Origin of the sequence: Niallia sp. FSL W8-0951 (assembly GCF_038006525.1) — a bacterium.
GTDB lineage: Bacteria > Bacillota > Bacilli > Bacillales > Cytobacillaceae > Niallia > Niallia circulans.
This window is the reverse complement of the sequence record NZ_JBBOVK010000002.1, coordinates 28,607-54,498: the sequence shown is the minus strand read 5'-3', so window position 1 is coordinate 54,498 and position 25,892 is coordinate 28,607. Positions and strand designations below refer to the sequence as shown.

30 protein-coding genes are annotated in these 25,892 nt (G+C 35.8%); 22 read left to right on the top strand and 8 right to left on the bottom strand.

From position 1 onward, the window contains the following. Positions 1-37: 37 nt before the first annotated feature. The 4 genes from NSS71_RS20255 to NSS71_RS20240 all read left to right on the top strand — a co-directional run bounded on the left by NSS71_RS20255 (position 38) and on the right by NSS71_RS20240 (position 3,652). Complete coding sequence (locus tag NSS71_RS20255) at positions 38-502, top strand: PTS sugar transporter subunit IIA (protein WP_172864921.1); 465 nt, start codon at positions 38-40, stop codon at positions 500-502. Further along, positions 499-1,920 carry a PTS fructose transporter subunit IIC gene (locus NSS71_RS20250; RefSeq protein WP_144546636.1) on the top strand — a complete coding sequence of 474 codons (1,422 nt, stop codon included), beginning with the start codon at positions 499-501 and terminating at the stop codon, positions 1,918-1,920. Before NSS71_RS20255 ends, NSS71_RS20250 begins: the two co-directional genes overlap by 4 nt. A gap of 1 nt (position 1,921) precedes the next feature. Further along, on the top strand, positions 1,922-2,782 hold the full coding sequence (locus NSS71_RS20245) for a ketose-bisphosphate aldolase (RefSeq protein ID WP_144546638.1): 861 nt from the start codon (positions 1,922-1,924) through the stop codon (positions 2,780-2,782). Between the two features lie 96 nt (positions 2,783-2,878). Continuing rightward, complete coding sequence (locus tag NSS71_RS20240) at positions 2,879-3,652, top strand: DeoR/GlpR family DNA-binding transcription regulator (protein WP_095322971.1); 774 nt, start codon at positions 2,879-2,881, stop codon at positions 3,650-3,652. 129 nt (positions 3,653-3,781) lie between these two features. Here NSS71_RS20240 and NSS71_RS20235 read toward each other — a convergent pair whose 3' ends face one another. Both NSS71_RS20235 and NSS71_RS20230 read right to left on the bottom strand, forming a co-directional pair. Further along, positions 3,782-4,543: an SDR family NAD(P)-dependent oxidoreductase gene (locus NSS71_RS20235; protein ID WP_144546640.1), complete on the bottom strand. Its 762-nt coding sequence runs from the start codon at positions 4,541-4,543 to the stop codon at positions 3,782-3,784. A gap of 35 nt (positions 4,544-4,578) precedes the next feature. Beyond that, a complete protein-coding gene (locus tag NSS71_RS20230) occupies positions 4,579-4,779 on the bottom strand; it encodes a hypothetical protein (protein ID WP_341151980.1) in 201 nt (66 codons plus the stop codon). A 337-nt stretch (positions 4,780-5,116) separates the two neighbouring features. Between NSS71_RS20230 and NSS71_RS20225 the strand changes: the two genes are divergently transcribed. The 3 genes from NSS71_RS20225 to NSS71_RS20215 all read left to right on the top strand — a co-directional run bounded on the left by NSS71_RS20225 (position 5,117) and on the right by NSS71_RS20215 (position 8,160). Beyond that, positions 5,117-5,872, top strand: coding sequence for a MurR/RpiR family transcriptional regulator (locus tag NSS71_RS20225; protein ID WP_061799998.1), 756 nt, complete (start codon positions 5,117-5,119; stop codon positions 5,870-5,872). 80 nt (positions 5,873-5,952) lie between these two features. Then, complete coding sequence (locus tag NSS71_RS20220; RefSeq protein WP_047943254.1) at positions 5,953-7,407, top strand: glycoside hydrolase family 1 protein; 1,455 nt, start codon at positions 5,953-5,955, stop codon at positions 7,405-7,407. 363 nt (positions 7,408-7,770) lie between these two features. Continuing rightward, the gene (locus tag NSS71_RS20215; protein ID WP_047943253.1) at positions 7,771-8,160 is read left to right on the top strand and encodes a hypothetical protein; all 390 of its coding nucleotides are present in this window, start codon (positions 7,771-7,773) and stop codon (positions 8,158-8,160) included. Positions 8,161-8,348: 188 nt separating this feature from the next. Here NSS71_RS20215 and NSS71_RS20210 read toward each other — a convergent pair whose 3' ends face one another. The 4 genes from NSS71_RS20210 to NSS71_RS20200 all read right to left on the bottom strand — a co-directional run bounded on the left by NSS71_RS20210 (position 8,349) and on the right by NSS71_RS20200 (position 10,510). Beyond that, a complete protein-coding gene (locus NSS71_RS20210; protein ID WP_047943252.1) occupies positions 8,349-8,594 on the bottom strand; it encodes an indolepyruvate ferredoxin oxidoreductase subunit alpha in 246 nt (81 codons plus the stop codon). A 31-nt stretch (positions 8,595-8,625) separates the two neighbouring features. Further along, positions 8,626-9,042, bottom strand: a complete 417-nt coding sequence (locus tag NSS71_RS20205) for a hypothetical protein (protein WP_144546642.1) — start codon at positions 9,040-9,042, stop codon at positions 8,626-8,628. A gap of 77 nt (positions 9,043-9,119) precedes the next feature. After that, positions 9,120-9,419 (bottom strand): helix-turn-helix domain-containing protein, encoded by a 300-nt coding sequence (locus NSS71_RS25735; protein ID WP_082810081.1) that lies wholly within the window; start codon positions 9,417-9,419, stop codon positions 9,120-9,122. A gap of 455 nt (positions 9,420-9,874) precedes the next feature. Beyond that, a complete protein-coding gene (locus NSS71_RS20200; RefSeq protein ID WP_047943250.1) occupies positions 9,875-10,510 on the bottom strand; it encodes a pentapeptide repeat-containing protein in 636 nt (211 codons plus the stop codon). A 200-nt stretch (positions 10,511-10,710) separates the two neighbouring features. Between NSS71_RS20200 and NSS71_RS20195 the strand changes: the two genes are divergently transcribed. Genes NSS71_RS20195 through NSS71_RS20175 form a run of 5 tightly spaced genes read left to right on the top strand, consistent with a single transcriptional unit; the run spans position 10,711 to position 15,258 of the window. After that, on the top strand, positions 10,711-11,619 hold the full coding sequence (locus NSS71_RS20195; RefSeq protein WP_047943249.1) for an ABC transporter ATP-binding protein: 909 nt from the start codon (positions 10,711-10,713) through the stop codon (positions 11,617-11,619). Further along, positions 11,616-12,362 (top strand): ABC transporter permease, encoded by a 747-nt coding sequence (locus tag NSS71_RS20190; RefSeq protein WP_047943248.1) that lies wholly within the window; start codon positions 11,616-11,618, stop codon positions 12,360-12,362. Before NSS71_RS20195 ends, NSS71_RS20190 begins: the two co-directional genes overlap by 4 nt. A 12-nt stretch (positions 12,363-12,374) precedes the next feature. Further along, the gene (locus NSS71_RS20185; protein ID WP_047943247.1) at positions 12,375-13,103 is read left to right on the top strand and encodes an ABC transporter permease; all 729 of its coding nucleotides are present in this window, start codon (positions 12,375-12,377) and stop codon (positions 13,101-13,103) included. A 32-nt stretch (positions 13,104-13,135) separates the two neighbouring features. Next, positions 13,136-13,861 (top strand): response regulator transcription factor, encoded by a 726-nt coding sequence (locus NSS71_RS20180; RefSeq protein WP_061800009.1) that lies wholly within the window; start codon positions 13,136-13,138, stop codon positions 13,859-13,861. Beyond that, positions 13,858-15,258, top strand: a complete 1,401-nt coding sequence (locus tag NSS71_RS20175) for a sensor histidine kinase (protein ID WP_328282730.1) — start codon at positions 13,858-13,860, stop codon at positions 15,256-15,258. The genes NSS71_RS20180 and NSS71_RS20175 overlap by 4 nt, the downstream gene beginning before the upstream one ends. A 149-nt stretch (positions 15,259-15,407) precedes the next feature. On the opposite strand, the gene NSS71_RS20170 is transcribed toward NSS71_RS20175, so the two are convergent. Next, the gene (locus NSS71_RS20170) at positions 15,408-15,668 is read right to left on the bottom strand and encodes a DUF4190 domain-containing protein (RefSeq protein WP_061800014.1); all 261 of its coding nucleotides are present in this window, start codon (positions 15,666-15,668) and stop codon (positions 15,408-15,410) included. A gap of 269 nt (positions 15,669-15,937) precedes the next feature. Here NSS71_RS20170 and NSS71_RS20165 point away from each other — a divergent pair, with 269 nt between their 5' ends. From NSS71_RS20165 to wrbA, 9 genes are all read left to right on the top strand, one after another. Further along, complete coding sequence (locus tag NSS71_RS20165; RefSeq protein WP_095259472.1) at positions 15,938-16,069, top strand: YuzL family protein; 132 nt, start codon at positions 15,938-15,940, stop codon at positions 16,067-16,069. A 604-nt stretch (positions 16,070-16,673) separates the two neighbouring features. Beyond that, positions 16,674-17,507, top strand: a complete 834-nt coding sequence (locus tag NSS71_RS20160) for an alpha/beta fold hydrolase (protein ID WP_061800018.1) — start codon at positions 16,674-16,676, stop codon at positions 17,505-17,507. Beyond that, positions 17,504-18,715, top strand: a complete 1,212-nt coding sequence (locus NSS71_RS20155) for a SpoIIE family protein phosphatase (protein WP_061800022.1) — start codon at positions 17,504-17,506, stop codon at positions 18,713-18,715. The genes NSS71_RS20160 and NSS71_RS20155 overlap by 4 nt, the downstream gene beginning before the upstream one ends. Before the next feature lie 700 nt (positions 18,716-19,415). Then, positions 19,416-19,871: a MarR family winged helix-turn-helix transcriptional regulator gene (locus tag NSS71_RS20150; RefSeq protein WP_047945040.1), complete on the top strand. Its 456-nt coding sequence runs from the start codon at positions 19,416-19,418 to the stop codon at positions 19,869-19,871. A 146-nt stretch (positions 19,872-20,017) separates the two neighbouring features. Further along, positions 20,018-20,956, top strand: a complete 939-nt coding sequence (locus NSS71_RS20145; RefSeq protein ID WP_047945039.1) for a ring-cleaving dioxygenase — start codon at positions 20,018-20,020, stop codon at positions 20,954-20,956. A gap of 18 nt (positions 20,957-20,974) precedes the next feature. Next, a complete protein-coding gene (locus NSS71_RS20140; protein WP_047945038.1) occupies positions 20,975-21,586 on the top strand; it encodes a flavin reductase family protein in 612 nt (203 codons plus the stop codon). Between the two features lie 23 nt (positions 21,587-21,609). Continuing rightward, positions 21,610-22,557 (top strand): ring-cleaving dioxygenase, encoded by a 948-nt coding sequence (locus NSS71_RS20135; protein ID WP_061800027.1) that lies wholly within the window; start codon positions 21,610-21,612, stop codon positions 22,555-22,557. Further along, entirely contained in the window at positions 22,554-23,165 is a 612-nt protein-coding gene (locus NSS71_RS20130; protein WP_047945036.1) for an alpha/beta hydrolase, read from the top strand. The genes NSS71_RS20135 and NSS71_RS20130 overlap by 4 nt, the downstream gene beginning before the upstream one ends. Positions 23,166-23,345: 180 nt before the next feature. After that, complete coding sequence (wrbA, locus tag NSS71_RS20125; protein ID WP_047945041.1) at positions 23,346-23,957, top strand: NAD(P)H:quinone oxidoreductase; 612 nt, start codon at positions 23,346-23,348, stop codon at positions 23,955-23,957. 54 nt (positions 23,958-24,011) lie between these two features. On the opposite strand, the gene NSS71_RS20120 is transcribed toward wrbA, so the two are convergent. Next, a complete protein-coding gene (locus NSS71_RS20120) occupies positions 24,012-24,926 on the bottom strand; it encodes a DMT family transporter (RefSeq protein WP_047945035.1) in 915 nt (304 codons plus the stop codon). 126 nt (positions 24,927-25,052) lie between these two features. Here NSS71_RS20120 and NSS71_RS20115 point away from each other — a divergent pair, with 126 nt between their 5' ends. After that, on the top strand, positions 25,053-25,880 hold the full coding sequence (locus NSS71_RS20115) for a TrmB family transcriptional regulator (protein WP_047945034.1): 828 nt from the start codon (positions 25,053-25,055) through the stop codon (positions 25,878-25,880). The last annotated feature ends 12 nt before the right edge of the window (positions 25,881-25,892 follow it).

Sequence of the window (25,892 nt, the reverse complement as noted above, 5' to 3'; positions counted from 1 at the left end):
AAGGTAAGCGCTTACCTATAGCGAAGGAGGAAGGACAATGGATATCTCATCCATGATAGATACGAATTGTATTTTGTTTGATTCGACGATTCAATTGAAAAAGGATTTGTTTTCCCGTCTAGCTACTATTCTTGAAAAAAGTGGTTATATATCAAGTAAGAAACGTTTTATAAAAGATTTAGAAAAAAGAGAGAAAGAGTCTCCAACTGGAATTGAAGATGGATTTGGCATACCACATGCAAAAAGTAAAACAGTAAAAAGTCCTGTGATCGTTTTCGCTCATACAGGAAAAATAGTAGATTATGTTGCGCTAGATGGTTCACATGTTGATTGTGTTTTTCTGTTAGCGGTGCCTGAAAAAGCAAGTGATATTCATTTAGATATACTTAGCTATTTAGCAAGGCAACTAATGAATGATGACTTTAAATTAGAATTAAAACAAGCAAGCAATGCAAGTGATATACAAAGCTTATTAATGAATAAAGGAGGGAGCTCATTATGAAAATTGTTGGCATCACATCTTGTCCAACTGGAATTGCCCATACCTATATGGCTGCAGAAAAACTGCAAAGAACCGCATTAGAAAAAGGTTATGCAACGAAATTCGAGACACAAGGTGTAAAGACAGAGAATGTGCTTTCGGCCGCTGATATAGAAGAGGCAGATGTAGTAATACTTGCTATAGATAAGATAGTAGAATTGGATCGATTTGTTGGAAAAAAAGTGAAAAAAGTTTCTACAGCAAGAGCTATTAAGGAACCTCATCTTGTTATTGAAGAAGCTATTAATGGAAAGGGAACTTATATTCATCAACAAGAAAGTAACCAGAATACCTCACAGAATTTCCAGAATAAGAAGAGTGTGTATAACCATTTCATGAATGGTGTTAACTATATGCTCCCCTTTGTAATTGCTGGGGGAATTCTAATAGCAATAAGCTTTGCTTTTGGTATAGAAGCATCGAATCCTAACAGTGACCAATACAATGTAATGGCTGCTGCTTTGTCCAAAATAGGTGGCGATACTGCTTTTGCACTCATGGTCCCAGCCTTAGCAGCAGGAATCGCAGTTTCATTTGCAGGAAGAGCAGGATTTGCACCAGGATTAGTAGCCGGTACATTAGCTTCAGCTGGAGGTTCGGGTTTTTTAGGTGGAATGATTGGTGGAATATTAGCGGGATATATTACGGATAAAATAGCAAATAAAATCCATGTGAAAAAATCGTTTCAGGCTATCTATCAGCTCATTGTTGTACCACTAGTAGCAATTACTGTTGTCGGTCTATCTATGGTGTTTTTAATTGATACGCCTATTTCTTGGTTATTAAATACATTAACTAGCTTTTTAAACGGATTAGGAGAAACTTCAGGACTTGTGTTTGGATTATTAATAGGATTAATGATGGCCGCAGATATGGGAGGCCCAATTAATAAATCAATTTCTACTTTTTCTATTGGATTAATGTCTGCAGGTGTAAATGCTCCAATAGCTGCATGTATGATAGCTGGAATGACACCTCCACTTGGATTAGCACTTGCCACTATATTATTTAAACATAAGTTTAATGAGGAAGAAAGAACTTCTGGAAAGTCCTGTTGGATTTTAGGTGCTTCTTATATTACCGAAGGAGCAATTCCCTTTGCAGTCGCTGATCCCATCAGGGTGATTCCTAGTCTAATGGCTGGATCGGCTGTTGCTGCCTCTATTTCAATGGCTTCAGGAGTGACGTCAATGGCACCACATGGTGGAGTATGGGTTATGTTTATTCCAAACGTCATTAACAATCTACCAATGTATCTTCTTGCATTAGTAGCAGGTACAGTTGTTACAGCTGTCACAGTAGGATTACTAAAAAAAACACCAATTAAAAAGGAACAAAACATATCTAGAGAATTGGAAAACAAAGAAGGGATTGCATAATATGTTATATACAATGAGAGATTTACTAAAAGTGGCAAAGGAAAATCAGTTTGCGGTACCAGCGTTTAATATTTGTAGTTTTGATATGTTGAAATCTATTATGGAAGAAGTAGAAGACCAGAATGCCCCAGTAATTATTGAAATTCATCCAGATGAGATCGCTTATTTAGGAGACCGGTTTATTGCTGCTGTTCGAGAATATGCATTATATAGTAAAGTTCCTGTTGTAATCCATATGGATCATGGAGGAAATATAGATGATGTGATGCGAGCTATCAAAAATGGTTATACGTCCGTAATGATTGATGCCTCATTATCTGATTACGAAGAAAATGTGAAGATAACAAGAGCTGTGGTAGAATTGGCGCATAAGGTGAATGTTTCAGTTGAAGCAGAGTTAGGAACGATTGGAAATAATGGATCCTATGAAGGTGGCTCAAATAAAATTATCTATACTGAACCAGATCAAGCGGTTGATTTTGTTAAACGAACAGGTATTGATACTTTAGCTGTTGCAATTGGAACCGCCCATGGACTTTATCCAAAAGACGTTATTCCAAAACTCAATATTCCATTACTAAAAGAATTAAATGAACGAATAGAAATTCCGTTTGTGTTACACGGTGGTTCAGGCAACCCCGATTCTGAAGTCATTGAATCAATTAAATATGGAGTAGGGAAGGTAAATTTATCTTCTGATTTAAAGAGCGTGTTTTTTCATGAGGTTCATCAAGTTTTAGCAGATAATCCAGGCATGTATGAACCAAATCAAGTGTATATTCGGCCGAATGAGAAGGTAAAGGAAGTTGTACGTCATAAATTAAATATCTTGAACACTGTAAATAAGGCTGATTTGTATTAAATGTTATTAATTGGTGTGGACGATTATGTCCATGCCTTTCATGCATTTTAACTAGATTAATAGTAAAACATAGCTTTATTGAAAGGAGGGATATGAATGACAACATCCATACAAAAGGAAAGACAAGATAAAATTGTTAATCATTTAAAAGTAGAAAATTTTATGAAGACTACTGATTTGGTTGAGTTATTAAATTATAGTGAGGCAACGATAAAGCGTGATTTAATAGAATTGGAAAATCAAGGATTAATTCGTAGAACTCGTGGCGGCGCCGTGATTATTGACCGCCGAAAGATAGATATTCCTTATTTAATGAAAGTTGATAAGTTTAATGATGATAAAGAGAAAGAAAGAATGGCAAAATTGGCAAAGGAATTGATTCAAAATGATATGAATCTATTTATTGATTCAAGCAGTACAGCATTACATTTGGTTCATCATTTAAACAAGTTTGAAGGCTTACAAGTGATTACAAATGGAGTTATTACAGCTAGTTTATTATCAGAGTACACATCAGCAAAAGTGAATATTCTAGGAGGTTCGATTGTTCCTAAGCGGTTTACAGTTAATGGGTCTAAGGCATATCATGATGCCCTCACTTATAATGTTGATCTAGCATTTGTTTCTTGTCGTGGCTTTGATTTTTCTGTAGGTGCAACAGAAACAACAGAGGGAGAAGCATTAATTAAGCAGTCATTCAGAAAAGGGGCAAAAGAAGTTGTTCTGATGGTAACACATGATAAATTGAATCAGAAATACTTACATCAAAGCTTAAATTGCTCCGATATTGATTATATGATTGTAGACAAACCCTTATCAAAAATAGAACTAGAGGATTTACAAAAACATAAAATATCCGTTTTATATTAAAAAAGAAAAGTCTCTTGTACAGAAAAACTATAAAAGATGAAACACCATACGAAGAGAAAATAAAGTTACTCAAGTAAACATTGGTTGATCGGAATAGAGGATTTAACTAGATAGACAAAAAACTCATTCTTACTCAATCGTCTTCTTCATCGCCTCATACATATTCTCCACATGCTGATCCACTTCATCACGAGACATCCGCAAGCGATCTACCGAACTGCCATAGCCTATTTCTACCTTACCGTCTTTTAACCCTTGAAATATTCCATCGGCAAACTCGTTTAAAGGCTCTCCTGCTGTATGTAACCCAGCTCCGCCTAAATCGGTATTTACAGCTGGAGGGGCAACTTCAATTACTTCTATAGATGTCTCGGAAAGCTGATGTCTTAAGCTGACAGTGAATGAATGCATCGCTGCTTTGGTTGCTGAATAAATGGGTGCAATAACCATCGGCGTAAAAGCTAAACCTGATGTTACATTAATAATGGCCGCATTTTCTTTTTTTGAAAAATAAGGTGCAAATAGCATAGACATATGAATAGCAGCTTCCATATTAATGGTAATTTCTTTGTTGAAATAGCTCCACTCATTCTTCGCATCCGCTTTTAGCACATTAAACCGTTGTTGTATGCCTGCATTGTTTACTAATACGTTCACCTTTGGATAATTCGCTGTTACCCATTCAAATAATGCGATACGGTCAGCTTCCACAGAGAGATCGCTCACATATGTAATCAAGTTAGGATATTTTTCTTTTGCCTGTTGAAGTGCATCTTCCCTGCGGCCACATGCAATCACCGTATTTCCAGCGTTCATAAATCTTTCTGCAAAAGCTAAGCCGATTCCGGCATTTCCGCCTGTAATGAGAATGGTATTATCAGAGAGTTTCATTGGGATTCCTCTTTTCCACTTATTTTATATTCTATTTAATTACTTCCTATTTTCTTTCCTCGATCTTTCAAGTACCGAGAAATTTTCTCTTCCATTCCTTTTAGGGACTCCTTCATTAACGATCTTTCAGTGATTACATCATGTTTGTGATTTTCTATCATGGCAAGGCTTTGCTGGATGGTGCTGTCTCCTTCGGCAATCCAATCAATATATTGTTTAATTCTTTTTATCGACATATGCGTATTTTTTTAACAAATAACGGTTTCAAATAGTGCCATCTTGTTTTCTAAAAATAATCGCCTTTCAGCTTCATCGCGTTCTAGCAATGGAAGTAATCCTTGTTTTTCATAAACCTAATCGTTGATTCAGGAATATTAAATTTAGCTGATGCTTCACTGATATAACAATAATTCATACGGAGACCTCCAATCCGTGTCGATAGGATTAGTATACGACTTCAACTACGGTTTGAGTCAAGCAGGCTGATTTAGTTCATTAAAAAAGTAGATATAAAGGAGTAGATTCTTAACCATTACCAAAATAATATGATACGATCATCATGAGGTGGAAATTTTGGAACAATTAATTTATACCCTTTTAGCATATATAAATAATTCTTTAGAAAAGGATATTAACTATTCCATCGCCAATAGTTTCCTGGAAAATATTCATCATATAGAAGGCTATTCTTTAGAAATGGCTGCAGAAGTATGTAATGTAGCCCCATCTACGATTAATCGTTTCTGTAAGCGCATTGGTTTCCGCAACTTTTCGAATCTCCGCAGCAGTGTAGCTTATCAAGGGGGAATGTATGAGGAAAGGGAAAAGAGCTTAACTACAGAAACATTTGAATTAAAACTAAAGGAAAATATCGAGATGATGGAAGGGATTTCTAAGGAACAACTAGACCGTATCATAAAAAAGATTCATGAGTCTAAAAGAATTGTCATACTAGGATTTGAAAAACATCAGATTCAAGCGATGGAGCTTCAAAAGCAATTATTTCTGCTTGGAAAGCTATGTGAATGCAATACGAATTTTTTTAAACAATTGGAAACAGTATCTCATTTGACAGAAGAAGATATGATTATTACGATTTCCATTGAAGGAAACATCCTGACAGAAGCGTTAGCAATCAAAGAAAAAATTAAGGCGGCAAATGGGAAGAAATTACTAATTACTTTTTCAGATCCTGAGAAGCACCAACAAATATTTGAAGAGATAATACAATGTGGAAAAATTGATAATAGTGCTGTGAGTAGTTATACCTTATTACGTTTGTTTGATATTCTTATCTATCACTATCAAAAACGATATCCTTCTTTTTAACTGGTCTGAAAGAGACCAGTTTTTTCTTTTTTGTAAGCGTATCATTATAGGTAGAGATTAGAAAAGGGAGGAAATATATAATGAAGAAAAACGGATTTCCTGAAGGTTTTTTATGGGGGGGAGCTACAGCTGCCAATCAATTAGAAGGTGCGTATAATGAAGGCGGAAAAGGATTATCGATCTTTGATATGGTCACATTCGTTCCAAAGGAAGAACGTGGCGATGATATCGAGATGGATGTGAAAAGCAAAGCAGAATTAGAAGCACTATTAGCTGGCAAAGGCGGGGACAATTTTCCGAAACGTCGCGGGATTGATTTTTATCATCGCTATAAAGAAGATATTGCTCTTTTTGCAGAGATGGGCTTCAAAACATTCCGTCTGTCTATTTCTTGGCCGCGTATTTTCCCGAACGGGGATGACTTGGTGCCAAATGAAGAGGGCTTAGCTTTTTATGATCGAGTATTTGATGAGTTGGCTAAATATGGAATTGAGCCATTAGTGACGCTGTCCCATTATGAAATCCCACTAAACCTTGTTCAAAAATATAATGGCTGGGTAGATAGACAATTAGTAGATTTCTTTGTTCATTATGCTGAAACTGTCTTTAATCGCTATAAGGACAAGGTGAAGTACTGGTTAACGTTTAATGAAATTAATATCTCAACGCTATCCCCTTACATTGGTAGTGGTATTTTAATTGATGAGGTAGAGAATAAAGAACAAGCTATTTATCAAGCTTTACATCATCAATTTGTGGCAAGCTCTAGAGCAGTGAAGGCATGTCATGAGATTATTCCTGAAGCACAGATTGGCTGTATGCTGGCACGTATGGAAGTATATCCGGAAACATGTAATCCAGATGATGTATTAGCAGCATTAGAAGAGGATCAGAAGAATTTATTTTTCACAGATGTTCAAGTGCGCGGATACTATCCAAGCTTTATGCTGAACTACTTTGAGGAAAATAATATTCAGATTGAAATGCTTCCAGGGGATGAAGAGCTGCTTTTACAACATACTGTTGATTTCCTATCTTTTAGCTATTATATGTCTATGGTTGCAAGTGGAGCACCAGATAAGAAAAAAGAAAAAGGTAACTTCTTCTCTGGAGTGAAAAATCCATACTTAGAATCATCTGATTGGGGCTGGCAAATCGACCCGAAAGGATTGCGTATTACGCTAAAGAAAATGTATGATCGTTATCAAGTACCTTTATTTATCGTTGAAAATGGATTAGGTGCGCATGATAAAGTAGAAGAAGATGGTTCTATTAATGATGATTACCGTATTGAATATATGCGGGCACATATCGAGCAGATGAAAGAAGCAATTAAAGAGGGGGTAGATCTCATTGGCTACACAAGCTGGGGCTGTATTGATCTTATTTCTGCCAGCACCTCTGAAATGTCTAAACGATATGGCTTTATCTATGTAGACCAAGACGATTATGGCAATGGAACATTAAAGAGAACAAAGAAAAAATCATTCGATTGGTACAAAAATGTTATTGCGACAAATGGCGAAGAGTTATAATTTATGCCTAGATAAACAGTGCTGTCCCTTTTGGGATTCAGCACTGTTTTTTTAGACTATTTTAGAAAAGGAAGAGCGATATGATTATCAAAAATGATAGATTTTTTAGAATTAATAAACAAATCTTAATATATTGATATAATGAAAATCATGTGTTAAAATGTTCCAGTCAAGCATCTTCATTAGGAGATTTTAGAAGCTATTATGGATAAATGTTGAATAATATTCTAATTTTTCTAATAATACACAACAGTCTAAGAACTGTGGGCAACATTGTTTTTGCCCAAGTGTTTATATAGGCTACATAATACTTATGGTTTATGGAATAGTAATTATATTATATGGGTATAAGGAGAGGTTCAAATGAAATATCTTTCTCTATTTATGGCCGCGTTCCTATTCTTGCTTGCAGGATGCGGGAATTCAGCGGAAGAGAAAAAAGAGCAACCAGTAAAAGAACAAACGAATGCAAAACAAGAAACAAAAGCAAAAGAATTAACAGATGAAGATAAGAAATTTATTGCTTTATTGGAAAAAGGCGAATATCAAACAATCATTGATGAAACAATCGGTCTTGGCAGTGATGCCCAAGTGAATTTTTACTTTTTAGCAAATGCCTTTAAGGCAGTTCCTGATTATACATTAAGTAAAACATATTTGAATAAAACGAAGTATATTCCAGCTGAAATTGAAGATAAAGTAAATAAATTAAAAGAAGATATAGATGCTAACGTGGAGAAAGAGGGAGCTTAATCTCTTTAATCTCGTTAGATAGGTGCTTGACCTCAAATTAAGATGTAATGAAGAACCTTGTCAGAAGATTTCTGGCAAGGTTTTTAATACTTTGGAAAGGATAGCATAAGGCATCAATCAATACTTTTCCTAACACGAAGAAAAGAATAAAAAACAAATCAACAAAAATAAAGTTGATTTGTTTTTCGTTATCCTTCATATGATTTGTAAAAATCGATAGCCTTCTGGATATAAGGCTGTTCTTCTGGTGGTACCTCTTCTTCATGATAAATGGCGGAAACTGGACATACTGCTTCACATGCACCACAGTCAATACAAATATCAGGATCAATATAAAATTGATCTTCTCCCTTTGCGATACAATCAACAGGACAAACATCTACACAATCTCCTGCTTGTTCATGCATACATGGTGAAGTTATAACGAAAGGCATGGAATCTCCCCTCCTCTTTACTTAAATATTATTAAGATCTTATGTTGAGTAGTACTTCATTCATTCGACTTATATTTTCGCGGATTTTGGCAGCACTTAAGTAATCAATCTTATCATGATAGCTTTCAGGCTGTTCTCTTTGCTCATCAATAGACATATGCTGATATTCATCAATGCCCCCTGTTGATGCTTGATAATCCTCCATTAAGCTAGCTTCCAATTGTTGAACCATATTGTTTATTCTATCAAGACTTTGTGTCATCGAAATGGCTGTGTTGATGATTTCTTCGTCTAATTTTGGAAAGTTATCCATTTTGTTCTTCTGTTCTTGTAAATCATTCTTTACTTGCTGAAGCAAAGGATCTTTGTCAGCATCTACTTTCATATGATCAAGTATTTGTAACGTGTCGCCTATCAATATTTGCAATCTCTTGGAGGCGTTTTCCATGGAAATCCCACCTTTAAGCATTGTATCTATAAAATGGACATAATATCGGCTTTCTATACATCTTACGAGAGTTCTCGCTATTTTCTAGGCGAAATGCGAGTAATCTTTTTAAAATGGCGATGAAAGGATCGCAAATTATTGTAACCCACAGTTATGGCAATTTTGCCAATCGGCAGCTGCCTATTTTTTAACTGATAACACGCCTGTGATATTTGATACTGGGTCAAGTATTCGGTAAAGGTTATATTTGTTATATGAATAAACAGTTTGGAAAGATAATCATAATCATATTGCAGATGCTTTGCTGCGACTTTCAATGCGCAATCTTGACTGTAGTGGCTGTCTACATAAAGCAATATTCTATGAAAAACTTTCATCTATGTTGAGTATGCAACAGGCGTTAATTTAGTGTCCTCTACTAAATTACCACATATATCATAAAGAAAACTTTTTTGGCGATAAATAGACAAATTGGCTGTCCTTTAAATAAATCACATTGCTTTCTGGAATAAAGCCCTTAGAACCTTTTGAAAGAGAAGAAGAAAAGCTAGTAGAAGATCCCATCGAACTTCCAGAGAATTTGGAGAAAATGATGGGAGAAATGCAATCAAACAAACCCTTAAATGAGTGCGAATGGTGGATGCTGACTTTGAAAATCAAGATGAGCGAAGTAGTAATCAATCTCGATTTTTAAAGGAAAGAAAATCAGAGAAAGGTGTATTAGGACTATCAGTATGGTGAAAAAGGAAAGAATTATGTGAAGGTTTGGGGATAAACAGAAAAAGCTCTAGCAAATCGTCATATTTCAGCTAGCCAGAGCTTTTTTATGCAATCAATCAACAATTTCCAAGCCCAATAAAGCGGAAAATTGGATGGCTTGATAGGTAGAAACTTTACACCCTTTTAAATCTGTTGGAGATACAAGCAATGATTGGAAGGTAGATGTACTAATATCAACACCGTTAAGGGAAGTTCTTTCAAAATTTGCTCCATCCATCGTACATTTCTTAAATTCAATCTTTTTAAAGAGACAGTCATAAAAATCAGCAGATTCAACAGGTGAGTCTTGGAATCTAACTTTCTCTAGTTTGGAGCTTCCAAAAGCGGCTAGCCTCAATAAGGAATCAGTAAACTGCACATTTCTTAAACGTGAGTCTGTAAAATCTACCCCCAATAATTTGCAGTTAGTAAATTGGCATTTGTGAATGGAAGAACTATTGAGCTTCGCATTAGAGAAATCACAGTTTTCAAAAATAACGTCTGTTAATTCCATGCCGGAAAAATCAGTATGCATAAACTTACAATTCTTCAGCACCATTTTCGATAACCGTACTTTATTTAATGCTTCTTCTTCAAACATGGAGTGATGCACTTCGCATCCTTCTAACTCTAATTCTTCCTCGTACAATATATCGTGAAAATTTCTTGATGGTAGGTTCGCAGGTATCTTTGGTTCTTCTATTTTCATCTATACTACTCCTTTTCTGTTGCATTCCCGTGTGATAACTATATGAAAAAATAACTTTAATTTAAAGACTGTATTTTTTGTTCTATTTATGTGCAGGTGAAAAATTATAGTTTTTTAAGGTTCAGTTAAGGTATGGAAAACGAACAGTTAAGATGGAGCGGCTAGAATAAATTGGAAGAAAAGAAATGGAGGAGAAAGTTATGTCAGATTATATTATTGAAACAAGCAATTTAACGAAGAAATTTGGAAAGTTTTTAGCCGTTGATCAGGTAAACCTATTAGTTCCAAAGGGAGGGATTTATGGATTTCTCGGACCAAATGGTGCTGGAAAGTCGACGACGATTCGAATGCTGCTCGGACTTATTAAAGAAACAAAAGGAGAGGTGAAGGTATTTAATAAGTCGATTAAGGATGACCGCATCGCTATTCTAAGCCGCATTGGCTCCATGGTAGAAACACCTTCCTATTATGGTCATTTAACTGCTTATGAAAATTTAGAAGTAACGCGAAAAATTTTAGGTGCAGAAAAAAAGGAAATAGAGCGTGTTTTAGAAATTGTAAAATTAACAGAAGTTCGTAACAAAGCAGTAAAAAAGTTTTCTTTGGGCATGAAACAACGGTTAGGAATAGCTCAAGCTCTGTTAGGAAAACCAGAATTACTGATTCTTGATGAACCGACAAATGGATTGGACCCCTCTGGCATTATCGAAATTCGGGAACTAATTAAAAGTTTGCCAAAGGATTATGGCATTACGATTTTGATATCCAGCCATATTTTAAGCGAAATAGAACTAATGGCAACCCATGTTGGGATTATTAACAAAGGAAGATTACTATTTCAAGGTTCAATGAATGATTTACGAGAGAAACAAAAGGAGGTCATTCAACTAGAGGCGGAGCCGAGGGCAGAGGTAGAAGCTTATTTAAAAAATGCTGGGATATCTTTCGAAGCTGATACGAACTATTTATACCTTGAACCAAACTACCAGGCAGCGAAAGTAAATCGAGAGCTGATTATGAATGGGTATGATGTACATCAATTAATGATGAAAAAGAACTCCTTAGAGGAAATATTTCTATCTATTACAGGGAAGGAGTCAGTGTTATGAAACTTGCAACCTTGATTTTGTTAGAGAGCTACAAGCAGAAAAAAGGCTGGTTGTGGTTATTTTTACTAGTTATTCCTACTGGAACGACATTGGCGATGTTCTTAGATATTAATGAGCGCTATGACTATTTACGCGATACAGCAAGTCCTGGTTATAATTCATGGGATATTCTTTTGTTAGAAAATCATAGTGTTCTTGGGTGGGGCATGTTTTTACCGATGTTTATCGGCATCATTTACTCCTTAATCTTTCAAGTGGAAGAAAGCCAAAATAATTGGAAGCAAATTCTTAGCTTACCTATCAAACGAGAAACTGTATATTTTTCTAAGTTTTTAGCAGGCCTTTTGTGCTGTATAGCTCTTATAATCCTAAATGTGCTCGGCCTTATTTTAGTAGGATATATGATGGATTTTCCTGAAGCGGTGGAATGGAGCAATTATCTTGTTTATGCGGGGAAACAGATCGTGATGATATTAGCTGTTGCTAGTTTGCATAATTGGTTAAGCTCTTATTTTAAGAATACGATCATTCCTATTGCGATTGGATTTGCTGGAGTCATTGTATCCGGTATTGTCAAGTTTCAATATCCAGAAGCAGGAAAGTTCTTTCCCTATACGTATCCTTACGTTACAGATGGACTGGTCAATAAGGAATTAGCAGAGTTTTTGCCTTATTCTCTCGTTTTTACGTTGTTATTTTTATGTTTTGGAATATGGCAATTTAAAAGAAAAGATGTTCTGTAGGAGGGGAAAACAATGTTTACATTATTAAAAGTAGAATTATATAAATTAAAGCGGTCAAAAATTTTATTAGCAACTACGATTTTTACTTTTCTTGCTCTTTATCAAGGCTGGGATTCTGCCAAATCTGGCCATGCAGAAGGGGAGGGGAATGTTTTTAAAGACTTTTTATTTCAAGGAACTGCTACTGTTTACAGCTGGATTATTTTCCCGCTTATTATCACCCTTGTTCTCGTGATGATGTCAAGAATGGAGCATAGTAATAATAGTTGGAAGTACTATCTGACATTACCAGTAGACAGAGTGAAAGTATATTTAGCAAAGCTTGTTATTGGGGGCGGAATTATTTTCTATAGCTTAGTTTTACTGTTTGTGGGAATTATTTTAGCAGCTAATTTTCTGGGATTAGAAGCAGTTCCATTGTTATGGTTAGCAAAAAGATTTGCTTTATTATTGCTTTCATCATTCGCGATAATCGGGATTGTTTTTTATTTAAGCTATCGTTTCACTCATTTTGCTGTACCTATAGCGATTGGAGCAGGGCTTGCTTTTCCTTCCATGTTTGTTGCTAATTCAGAGAAGTATTGGATTTTTTATCCGTGGGATTATCCAATTATTGCTTCGATGACTAATGTATTTGAAGTAGGTGGAAAAAATACAAGCATGCTTGTTATATCGATAAGTATCTTTCTTTTTGCAATTATTATTGGCCTTTTACGATTTCGGGCAAAAGATGTACTATAGCAATATAGAAGTGGAAAAGAAAGGGATATAATATGTCATTAACAGGATTAACAGAAAAGAAAATACTATTAGTAGATGATGAAGTCGATATTTTAAATTTACTAGAAACCGTATTGCGAAAGGAAGGCTTTAAGCGAATCGAAAAAGCAGCGACCGGTGAAAAGGGAATTAGGCTTAGTGAAACGTTTAATCCAGATATTATTATCCTCGATATTATGCTTCCTGATATGGAAGGCTATGAGGTATGTCAAAAGATGCGTAAGATAACCTTTGCGCCAATTATTTTTTTATCGGCAAAATCAGAGGAAATTGATAAGCTGCTCGGACTTGGAATAGGTGGCGATGATTATGTAACAAAGCCTTTCAGCACAAAAGAATTAGTGTTTCGGATTAAGGCTCAACTCCGAAGAAGTCAATATATGATTCAAAGTCAAAATATAGATGAACAGATTACGTTTGGGGATATCATCATTTCACCGAATACTGGAGAAGTGAAAAAAGGAGAGAACTCCATACCGCTAAAAGCAAAAGAGCTGCAATTATTAGTTTATTTGGCCAAACATCCGAATCAGATTTTTAGTAAAAATAAAATCTGTGAAGCTGTGTGGGGAGAAGATTTCATTGGTTTAGATAATACTATTATGGTCCATATTCGCCGCCTTCGCGAAAAAATTGAAGAGGATCCGAGTAATCCAAAATGGATAAAAACAGTTAAAGGACTAGGCTATAAGCTGCAAGTTAGAGGAAATGAAGGATGAAGTGGAAGATTACAACGCAGTTTCTCTTTTTTATGATATTAAGTTTATTGCTTTCCATTTTTGTTTTTCTTTTGTTTAATGTATTTTTCTTTTATAGTAGCTATTTGGGAAAGGAACGTATATTCCCCTATCAGAACCCGACTTATTATACACTGGATTTTGCAGACAATATTCGATATGAAAATGATCAAGTTTCTATTGCAAAGAATAAGCTGGATGATCTCGAAGAGGGACAAATTTGGATTCAAGTTTTAGATGAAAACGGAACGGAGATATACAGTAAGTTTAAACCGGAAAAAGTGCCTACCCATTATACGCCTGCTGAAATAATCCGCTATCATAAATTTACGGGAGCACTGGAAAACTCCACTATATATGTTGGGATGCTAGAAAAAGGAAATCGTCATTTGAGCTATATTATAGGGTATCCAGAGAAAGTTATTGGAAAGGCTTATATCAATTATCGGACAGAAACACTACTGCGAGATGTTTTGCTCGTGATTGTTTCCATTGTAATTGTTGTAACGTTAATTGCTTTAATATTTGGCTACTTTTTTAGTAGACGGCTGGCAAAGCCGATTGTTCAGCTTATTGAGGGGATTCAAAAGCTTGCGAGAGGGGACTTTTGGAGAAGAGATCAGGTGAAGGGTGTTTATAAAACAGTATTTGAGAATTTAAATGAATTATCGGATACACTTCAATCTAATGAAGCAGAGCGCAGAAAATTAGAAAAGATGAGAGAAGAATGGATTACGAATATTACTCATGATATAAAAACACCACTTTCCTCCATTAAAGGTTATTCGGAACTGCTGCAAGACTACGAGTTAGATGCTAAAGAAAAGAATCGATATGTGGATATTCTCTTAAATAAATCAGCCTATATTGAGGATTTAATCGATGATTTGAACCTAACCTATAAATTAAAAGGCAATGTCTTTCTCTTGAAAAAGTCAGAAGCAAATTTGGTGGAGATCGTAAGGGAGTCCATTATTCAAATTTTGAATCATCCTTTATACGAGGAAACGAATCTTGATTTTTCAACGGAAACCGAGCAAGTTTTATTTAGCTGTGATAAAACCTTGATACAACGTGCGTTAATGAATTTAATTTATAATGCCATCGTTCATAATCCGCCCGATACCTATATTCAAGTGTTTATTGGTCAAGAAAAAGAAACGATTAAAGTATGGATAGAGGATAACGGCAATGGCATTGAAGAAGGAGAACTAGAGGATTTATTTTCTCGCTACTATCGTGGAACAAATACAGGAGAAGCACATAAAGGAAGTGGCTTAGGATTAGCTATTGCTAAGCAGATTGTCGAAGCCCATGGCGGAAAGATATTTGTAGAAAGCAAGTTAGGGGAAGGAACTAGAATTAATCTTATCTTCTAGAAATATATTTTTAAATAATGGAAATGGCAGAAACGCTTTTAAAAAGTTGTTAGTAAAATGTCATAGGTACTGTCCGACGCAACATAGATATGATTCGTATATGCAAAAAAGGCTCTCCATAAAGGGGGAGCCTCACAAAAACATATAGTTTATCCAAAAGTGGCCAGTGAAAAAAACGCAATAATCCCTAACAGTACTAACAGTTGGAGAATTATTCCCGCTATGCCCCATATTAAGCCTGCTGTCGCAAAGCCTCTCCCATTTTCGTCCGTTTTATTGATTTCATTTACTGCTTTTCTTGAAAAAATAATGCTGATAATTCCTAAGATAAGACCAATGAAGGGAATTAATACCGATAAAATACCAAATGTTAACGATATAATTGAATTAGTGTTTGTCTGATTGTTCATGACAGTCGTTCCTCCTTTCTCTTATTACTTGGCCCAGCTCAAACTCCGGAAAATCTGTCAGTTAGGGATGGGATGTATCCTTGAAGGTCGATCCATCAGTGGTTATCACTGATAGAAGTTTTCTTTCTATACTGCGGTTGTTTGCTTTATCCTTATATAAAGTAATACGAAGAACAGCATTTAAAGTTACAATGATTATTTTTCATTCTTTACAACGATTCACATAACTTCATTTATTCATGGAAAACTAATCTGTGGAGGTGAATAGAATGACAAACAGAAAAGCAGATCCATCCACAATTGGTTTAGGTTCTAGCCAGCCAGAAGGTCAAGGAACAACTTCAAAGGAAACAGGAAAAACAAAGGCAGATTCTTCTAGAAAGAAACAAAAACGTTCTTAACCGTGAGAATATAAGAAGAAAAACAGGCGAGTAAGATTCACCTGTTTTTCTTTTAATTATAATATTATTTTCTTGAACTTAAGCTCTCCCGCTCTCCTCAGCATGAAGGGGAATACTCTAGCTCCAGCAGAAACTTTTTTTCTCTTCCTTATTTTATAAGTGTTCCAGCTATCATACTAGCGGTTATCTTTCGTTGTTTTCCTTCATTCAAAAAGAATCTTCAGAAATGCTCCCTCAAGCTCAATATATAATTGTTTGTGACTTCCCCAATAGTGTTATGTTAGATGACTAATTCTAGAGATGGGTATCGGCTTTGAACAAAAGGCGGTTTTTCCTTCTCGTTCTTTTACCAACTTTTAGAACTAAGTGGGTATACTTTCTTTATTTTGAATCAGTGATAAAATAAAGAATATAATTAATTTAAAGGACGTTATTTATAATACCAAAGTGACTTTTTGGAGTCCATTAATTGTTTATCCGTTTTACTGTATGGGGAATCGGTTGGTAATGTTTGGATAAAAATGTTGAATGAATGGTTTATTAGAAAGAGTAGGGCTTGAAAATTTTTTATAATTAATTGATAGGATAAGAAAGGAGCGTTGTTATGAACCCTAGTATCCTGAACCGAAATAATGTCAATGTTCTAGGAAATGGAGATCAAGCGATGATTTTCGCACCAGGTTTTGGATGTGATCAAACAGTGTGGAAATATGTATCAGAGTCGTTTGAAAGCGATAAGCAAATTATTTTATTTGATTATGTTGGGATGGGAAAATCAGATATAAAGGCATTTGATTCGGATAAATACAGCGAGCTTTCCGGTTATGTTCAAGATTTGTTAGATGTTTGTTCAGCCTTAAATCTTAAAAATGCAATATTTGTTGGTCATTCCGTTTCAGGAATGATTGGTTTATTAGCATCCCTGCAACATCCGGAATATTTTTCCCATCTTATTATGGTCGGTCCTTCTCCTTGTTATCTTAATGATCTTCCTGATTATTTTGGAGGTTTTGAAAAAGAAGATCTAATAGGCTTAATTGATATGATGGATAAAAATTATATTGGCTGGGCAACTATTTTTGCTTCAACCGTTACCAATAATCCTAGTCGGCCAGATGTTGCAAAGGAGTTGGAAAATCGCTTTTGTTCTACTGATCCCGTAATTGCTCGTAAATTTGCAGAGGCTTGTTTCTTTGCGGATAGCCGGGAGGAATTGCCAAAAGTTACCGTGCCCTCTCTGATTATGCAATGCTCTGAAGATATAATTGCTCCAACTATAGTAGGTGAGTATTTGAGTCAACATGTTCCGAAAAGTAGGCTGACATACATGAAAGCAACTGGACACTGCCCGCATATGAGTCATCCCGAAGAGACGATTCAATTAATTCGAGAATATTTGGGAGAAGTTCCTAGTAAAGTTGTTGATCCCGCCTTATGAATGAGCAATTAAACAAAGCTCCTTGTGGTTTTATTACGCTTTCGAAAGAGGGCATTCTATTATCTATTAATGATACATTAGTTCAATTACTTGGTTATCGTTTAGATCAATTAATTGGACATCACATCAATGTCATTCTTGCTAAGCCTTCACAGGTATTTATGCAACTTTATTTCTTTCCATTGGTAACTGTTCAGCATCAAGTAGAAGAAATGTATCTCTCTTTTACTAATAGGAATGGAGAAGAAATACCCGTTCTGATTAACGCATCACTCAGCCAAGATAAGAATAGTCAAATTATAACTTGTGTAATTATCCCTATACAGAGAAGAAATGAATACGAAAACCAGTTAATTATGTCCAAAAAAATTATGGAGGATGCATTAAAGGAAATAAGCATTGTTAATGTAAAATTGGAGAAAGCCCTTCATAATTTGGAAGAAAATCAGAAGAAACTTTTAGAAGTGAATAAGCAGAATGAACAATTTAAAAAAGATACACATAGAGAATTGAATCTAGCAAAGAAAATACAAGAAAGATCACTGCCTGAAATAATATCTGCCGATCACATCGAAATGGAATCCTATTATTCTGCATCGAAGGAATTATCAGGGGATATTTATGGCTGTTATAAAATAAATAATCATCGATATGGAATTATTCTATTAGATGTAATGGGACACGGTATTTCATCAGCACTAATAACTATGTCTTTGCAATCTTTATTCCAAAGGTTGATTCCAAAAGGAACTGCTACTAACGAAGTGATAAAAGAATTAGATGATCATTTACATACTTTATTTCATCACAATCAGGAATCCTGGCATTATTGTACGGCTATTTATCTTGTAATTGATACCGATAAAAAAACGATAGAGTATACGAATTGTGGACATCCACCAGCTATCTTTCAGAATTCTGCAGGGAGTCAGTCAGAACTTCGAGCAACCGCACCTCCACTAGGGACATTTGAGGGGATACAGTATGAAATAGAAACATTTCATTATGATATAGGCAGCAGAATTCTTTTATACACCGATGGCGTTTCAGAACCTCTTGGCTTCCATCGGCTAGGTTCCTTGTTAATGGAGCATTCATCTGAACCATTGATAGGGTTAAAAGAAAAAGTCTTGCAATCTCTTCAAAATGAAGGAGAGGAGAAATTTAATAATGATGATCAGTGTTTTATTTTAGTTGGTTTAAAATAGATATGTAATAGAGTAAGAGAAAAGCATTTAACTATTTCGACTCTAATCCAATAAAGCATCTTTATCTGGAAAAAGGATGCTTTATATCATTTTTCTGTTATAAGCTCCACCAATAAAACATGCAATTAGTAAACAGAAAAGAACTATAACAAAGTGCAGCTTGTTGACAAAAGGAATTTAGGAAATGCAAATGGAATTATTATGCATTGATTGGAGTGGAAGGGGTGAGACTCCTGTGGGATCTGCGAGACAGTCTGAGACCCTGCAGGCCTTAGGCCGAAGCGGCTCGGCGCGAGCCCCAAGGAAAGCGAACCCCTGAAACGGAAATCAACTCTTATTTAAAAGAATCTATATTTATAAACTAAGACAAACTCCTAATTACTGAATTAGGAGTTTGTCGACAGTCTGAACTATAACATAGTGTTAAGGTTCTTTTTTGTGTATTTTTTCCTTTTGATCTTTTATGGGAAACATGCAATCAAAGTACAGAGACAAGCAATAGATTTACTTAGTTCAACAAGCTCTTTATAAAGCTATTTTGAAATGGGCATAATGGAAATTCGTAAGACTATATAAGCAAATGTAGATTACACCACTTTAATACACGCTTGGTATATCACTTTATGAAAAGTAGTTGACATGTACAAATAAAGTATTATATAATTATCTCGAATTCAAGATAATTGAAAGGAAGATTATCATGGATAATAAGGAAGTAAGTAAATATGAAGAAGATTTATCACTAAAGGTATTCGTTGTGTTGTCGAGAGCATTGCAATCGATAAAGAAACGAGTAGAAGAAGATATAAAATGTCTCGGGTTAAACCCTACAGAATTTTCTGTGCTGGAATTGATTTATAGCAAAGGGGATCAGCCAATTCAAAAGATTGGTGAAAAAGTTTTGATTGCAAGCAGCAGCATTACCTATGTTGTAGATAAATTAGAGAATAAAAAATTAATCAGAAGAAAACCTTGTCCAAAAGACCGCCGCATAACCTATGTGGTAATAACAGAAGAGGGAACCGAGCTTATGGACAAAGTCTTTCCAAAGCATAGAGCAGCTATGAACGAGATATGTGGCGGGTTAGACAATAAAGAAAAAGAAATACTGATTGAACAGCTCAAAAAATTAGGGCTTCATGCACAAGAGATGTGATTTTTTTTGAGGTTATATCTCGAATTAATAATATTTTAATTCGTAGTAATGAGCAAAATAGAGAATTTCTATAAATGATTTTTCTGCTTATAACAAATAGTAATTAAATAAAGCTTGCTAGAAAATTGGAATAGGAGTGAACGGGAATGACGAAGAGCACAAGTGGAATTCACCATATTACGGCAATCGTAGGCCACCCGCAAGAGAATGTTGACTTTTATGCAGGTGTATTAGGATTGCGTTTAGTGAAACAGACTGTCAATTTTGATGATCCAGGGACATATCATTTATATTTTGGAGATGAAGGCGGCAATCCAGGAACGATTATTACTTTCTTTCCATGGGCGGGAGCGCGTCAAGGAGTTATTGGAGACGGGCAAGTCGGCGTAACGTCTTATGTGGTGCCTAAAGGAGCTCTTTCATTTTGGGAAAAAAGGTTAGCAAAATTTAATATTTCTTTCACAAAAACAGAGCGTTTTGGAGAGGAATACTTAGCTTTTTCTGATCCTCATGGCTTACTGCTAGAAATAGTAGAAAGAGCAGAAGGGAAAAATAATAGCTGGCAGTTTGGTGAGGTGACACCTAAAAATGCTATTAAAGGATTTGGCGGTGCAACGCTTTTATCGAAACAACCTGCACAAACAGCAGAACTTTTAGAAAAAGTGATGGGGTTTAAAAAAGTTGGCGAAGAAGGAGAATATGTACGTTTCCGTTCCTTTAGCGATATTGGAAATGTCATCGATTTAAAATTAACTACAGGCAGAAGTGGAGAGATGGGTGTTGGGACTGTTCATCATATTGCTTTTAGAGCAGTGGATGATCTTGACCAATTAGACTGGCAAAAACATGTCTCGCAAAATGGATACCATGTAACAGCTGTTAAGGATCGAAATTATTTTAATGCCATCTATTTTAGAGAGCATGGTGAAATCCTCTTTGAAATTGCGACAGATCCTCCAGGATTTGCCATTGATGAATCTAAAGAAACACTAGGAGAGACATTAATGCTGCCAAGTCAATATGAACAATATAGAGAACAGCTTAATAGCAGATTAATACCAATTGATGTTAGAAATCTCGACTAATTTGTAAAGGATGATTTGATGCATTCCATTGATCCGAAAACCATTTCAGAAAGAGAGAATTATAAATTTCTAATTGGAAGCATAATTCCTAGACCTATTGCCTTTGTTACTAGCTTGTCGGAAGAGGGTGTCTTAAATGGGGCTCCTTTCAGCTACTTTAATATTGTATCATCTAATCCGCCAATGATATCGTTATCCATTCAGCGTTCCAATGGGAAACCAAAGGATACGGCAAGGAACATTTTAAACAAAAGGGAATTTGTCATTCATATTGTAGATGAACAAAATGTTGATAAAATCAATCAAACGGCAGCAAGTCTTGCGCCAAGTGAAAGTGAGATTGAATTAGCAGGATTAACACCGATAGATAGCAGCGCCATCTCTGTACCGGGGATAAAGGAAGCTAAGATTCGTATGGAATGTGTATTGGAACATTCATTAGAATTGGGAGGTACCGAGGCACTTCCTGGATGTGATTTTCTAATTGGAAGAGTGGTTCATTATCACATTGATTCTACCCTGTATGAAAATGGCAGAATTGATCCAAGAGGGTTAGCAGCTGTCAGCAGATTAGCGGGAAATGACTATGCAAAAATTGGGGACATGTTTACAAAAGTAAGACCACAATAGTTCCATGAAATGGAGAGGATAAGATGCAAAAAACAGCAGGAATTCATCATATTTCAGCAATGGTAAATGATGCACAAAGAAATATTGATTTTTATGTAGGTGTCCTTGGTCTACGATTGGTAAAAAAGACAATTAATTTTGATCGCCCAGAAGTATATCATCTCTATTTTGGGAATGAAACAGGGGAACCGGGAACAATTATTACCTTCTTTCCATGGGAAAAACAGCTGAAAGGTAGAATTGGCCAAGGGCAAGTTGGTGTAACGAGTTATGTTATTCCACAAGGTAGCAGTGCATTTTGGAAAAATCGTCTTCTTTCCTATGGTGTAGAAGTGGAAAGTGCTGCGAGATTTAACGAAAAATATTTGCAATTTGTCGATCCAGATGGTCTGCAAATCGAATTAGTGGAACGAAACGAAGGACCAACAAGTAATTGGCAGCTAGGTTCGATCCATCCCGCTGCTGCTATTAAAGGTTTTGGCGGAGCAACATTACTTTCAGCACAACCGAACAAAACAGCAGAGGTATTAGAACATATATTGGGTCTTAAATGTGTAGGAGAAGATGCAGGGTATCTCCGTTTCTTTGCAGATGCACAGATAGGAAATGTGATAGATATCAAATTGACCCCGTCTGTTCGTGGTCTCATGGGAGCAGGAACTGTCCACCATATTGCTTGGCGGGCAAAAGATGAGACAGAGCTTCAGCAATGGAGAACGCTGCTTCAAGAAAAAGGGTATTATCCAACGGAAGTGAAAGATCGAAACTATTTTAAAGCCTTATATTTTCATGAAGAAGGCGGCATTCTATTTGAAATAGCTACTGATGGACCTGGATTTGCGGTGGATGAGCCAACAGAACAGCTGGGAGAGAAGCTTATGCTTCCTGAGTGGTTAGAAGAAAAGCGTGATGAGTTAACAGCTGCTTTGCCTAAAGTAGAGGTTAGAATCTTAGAGGAGGAGAAGGGATGAAACATATTTTCAATAAGGGAAAAGATCCGAAAAAACCCACGTTATTGATGTTACACGGAACAGGCGGAACAGAGTTAGATTTATTGCCACTAGCGGGGATGATTGATGATGAAGCTTCAGTGCTAAGTGTCCGTGGGAATATTTTAGAGAACGGCATGCCGCGTTTCTTTAAGCGTTTAGCAGAAGGTGTATTTGATGAAGAAGATTTAATTTTTCGTACAAAGGAATTAAATGAATTTCTAGATGAAGCAGCCCAAAAATATGAATTTGATAGAGACAATATCGTGGCAATTGGCTACTCTAATGGTGCCAATATTGCTGCAAGCTTATTATTTCACTATCAGGATGCATTAAAAGCAGCTATTCTACATCATCCAATGGTTCCAAGAAGAGGAATCACGCTCCCTGACTTAACAGGAAAAGGAGTATTTATTACCGCAGGAACGAATGATCCAATTTGTTCAAAAGAAGAATCAAATGAACTACAATCAATGCTTGCTAATGCGAATGCGAATGTCGAAATGCATTGGGAAAACAGAGGCCATCAGCTAACAGCAGAGGAAGTAAAAGCAGCTTCTAAATGGTATTCGGCCTTAATGAATAACTAATCATTAAAAAGAGAAAAATCAATCATAAATTTCTACAATTGGGGAATAAGAAGAACAGCTAACATTGAAAAGACTATTTCAGTGGAGGTGATTCTTATAAGAGATCAATAAAAAAATAAAGCAGGTGTACTTATGGGATTTTTAAACAAATTATTTGGAAAATCAAAGGAGATGGAAAATATGTCAAATGTTAAAGTAGCAGTAATTTTTTATAGTATGGGTGGAACAAACTATCAACTAGCACAATGGGCAGCAGAAGGAGCAAAAGAAGCTGGCGCAGAAGTGAAAGTGGTAAAAGTACAAGAATTAGCGCCACAATCTGTTATTGACAGCAATGAAGCTTGGAAAGCAACAGTGGATGCAACAAAAGATGTACCAGTTGCATCATCGGAAGATATTGAATGGGCAGATGCGATTATTTTTAGTGTTCCAACACGTTTTGGTACAATGCCTTCTCAAATGAAGCAATTCATTGATTTACAAGGCGGTCTATGGGCAAACGGAAAAACAGTAAACAAAGTAGTTAGTGCCATGACTTCTGCGCAAAATCCACATGGTGGACAAGAAGCAACATTATTATCCTTATACACTTCTATGATGCATTGGGGCGCTATTATTGCTGCACCAGGATATACAGATCCAGTTCTTTTCGGTGCAGGTGGAAACCCTTATGGAACAAGTGTAACAGTAGGACAAGATGGAAAAATGATCGAAGACGTTCAAGGTGCAGTTAAACACCAAGCGAAACGTACTGTTACCGTTGCAGAGTGGGTTAAAAAAGGAAATCAATAATTTGTAAACATAGGAAAACCAGAAGTAGATAGCTTCTGGTTTTTTTGCATGCTGTTATTCCACAGAAGCTTCCGATGGCAGCGGTTGAGGTAATTCCTCTTTTTGAATGGAGCTTAAAATAACACCGATAATGACAATTGCTCCGCCAATAACCTGGGTCAATGTAACGATTTCCTTTAGAAGAAAAACGGAGAAGACTATCCCAAGTACAGGAACAAGATTCATTAAGGAAACGGAAGCACTTGCAGACAGTTTTTTTAATCCATAATTATATAAAATAAAGGCAGCAACGGAGCAGCCAATGCTTAAAAAGAGCAAAGAGGTTATGCTGATCACATTTGGCATTTTCCACGCTTCATCTTCCCAAAGTAAAAACGGTATAAAGCATAAAGTTCCTACAGTCATTTGATAGGATGTTATGGTCATTGCTGAATATTTCCTCGTTATATCTTTTGTAACAAAGTTGTAGCATGCCCAAACTATTCCAGCCCCTAGAAGAATAAGATTCCCCCAAAAGGATTGATTGCTTCCATCTACTTTAATTTGTGTCAAAATAGCAACACCTGTAATAGCCAGAAAGATTCCTAAAATCTTTTGTAAGGAAGGCTTGGAGCGATAAAGGAAAAATTCAAGCAGTGCAGTAATGGCAGGAAAGGACGCAACAATTAAGGCGGCATTAGAAGCAGAAGTCATTTGAACGCCTATATTCTCTAAGGTGAAATAAAGGGTAATTCCCAATAAACCACTTAAAAAAAGTCGTTTACGATCCTTGTTTCTGATTTTTTCTGTTGAATTTGTTATTTTGCGAATGATCCAGATAATAAGGGCTGCTATAAGTGTTCTTCCAGCTCCAAGCTGAATCGGCGCAAAGGTTTCGTAAGCTAATTTGGTTGTAATAAAAGAACCACTCCACAATATCACAGCACTAATACATGCTAAATAATAAATATGAATACCTTTTTCCATCATCAACACCACTTTTCAAAATAGTAGCTACAAAAGTAACTACTTAAAATAGTAGCAGAATGATTTGTGATAAAGCAATAGCTTTTGGTAAAATAATAGTTACTAAAGTAGCAACTATTCGGAGGGACTATGAAAGACAATACTTTGGAGACATTAAGAAATTTAAATTTTACGGAATATGAGGGAAAGGCTTATCTAGCTTTATTAGCGGAATCTCCCTTAACGGGCTACGCCGTTGCCAAAAATTCAGGAGTGCCGCGTTCCAAAATTTACGAAGTACTGGAAAGTCTTGTCAATCGTGGCGACATTTTTGTCAGCTATGGCAATACACCACAATACATTCCCGTACCAGCGAAAGAATTGATACGAAATCGCCGCTTAAAAGCAGAAGAGAATTTTGAACAGGCGGAAATGTTATTGGAAAAATTTGAGAATACAACAAGTGATCGCGAAAACATCTGGAACATCACTGGAAGTAAGGAGATATTGGTTAAAGTAAAAGAATGTATTGCTTCTGCTGAACAAAGGATACTGATGGAAATATGGGCAGAGGATTTCAAGGAACTAGAAATGGAATTAGAGCAGGCTGCAAATCGAGGCGTAACAATCACGATTATTGCATATGGAGAAATAGTATCAGATTTTGCTAATATATATCGCCATGATATGAGTCAAGAAATTACGGAGGAATACGGTGGTAGATGGCTAGTCTTTAGTGGAGATGATCAAGAGGTATTAGCTGGGATTATTTCCTTGGGAAAAGAAAGCCGTGCAGCTTGGACCATGCATGTTGGACTTGTAATGCCGATTACAGAAGTAATGATCCATGATTTATACTTAATGGAAATATTGGAGAAACATCGTGATATATTAGAAAACTCATTTGGGAAGAACCTTATTGATTTGCGGAGAAAATTTTCCATCTATCCTGACTTCAAAAAGCATTATGTGAAATAAATCAAATTGATA